This is a genomic window from Sporosarcina sp. P29 (genome assembly GCF_002743265.1).
Taxonomy (GTDB): domain Bacteria; phylum Bacillota; class Bacilli; order Bacillales_A; family Planococcaceae; genus Sporosarcina.
The window spans coordinates 1-696 of the sequence record NZ_PDYX01000057.1 but is presented as its reverse complement, the minus strand read 5'-3'; the positions used below and the strand labels follow the sequence as shown (position 1 = coordinate 696).

Here is a 696-nt window from a genome sequence, read left to right as displayed (position 1 = left end):
ATGCCTATGGCTTTAGACGTTTCGATCACTTTAGGGCGAAAATTTTATTAAACATACAGTATAAAGAAATTGGCGTTCATTTAGGTTGAGGGGTGGATTTAAATTCACTCCACCCCAACATTTGATTTAGAACCCTTTTTTTGTGTTTTCAATAGATTATTAGTGCTTTTTGAATTATTGTTCTGTTGTTAGTGAGAACGGATTATGTTTCTGTTAATTGTGCGTAATAAGCGGCGTTGGGTTGTGGTTCTTGCACGTGCTTTTTCTGTTTTCTGTTCATCCAGGGGGTTGTGGTTTAGCTGCCTATGTAAGCGGTAAGTCCATTGTCCCCACTTCGGCGCTGGTGGATGGCTTTCGCGAGGAGCCAGAGACAAGGCCTGTCTTTGTCTTATCGCTGCGCCTACCACAGCAGGCGCCTTCGTTGGATTGGGTGTAGGGCAGTTCGAGTAGTTGTTTTTACTCGTTAAAGTGCTGTCGGGTTACGTTTCTGTTTAAAGTACGTAATAAGCGGCAATGGGTTGTGGTTCTTGCACGTGCATTTTCTGCTCCTGTTTAATCCAGGAGGTTGTGGTTTAGCTGACAGTGTAAGTGGCAAGTCCATTGTCCCCACTACGGCGCTGGTGGATGGCTTTCGCGAGGAGCCATAGACAGGAAGTTCGCCTGTCTTTGTCTCATCGCTACGCCTACCACAGCAGG

General features: G+C 45.7%; 1 protein-coding gene. It reads right to left on the bottom strand.

What is annotated here, in order from left to right; genetic code table 11:
* Positions 1–463: 463 nt before the first annotated feature.
* Positions 464–696, bottom strand: a 233-nt coding sequence (locus tag CSV68_RS17490) for a hypothetical protein (RefSeq protein WP_233192954.1), incomplete at its 5' end; no start/stop codon positions are given.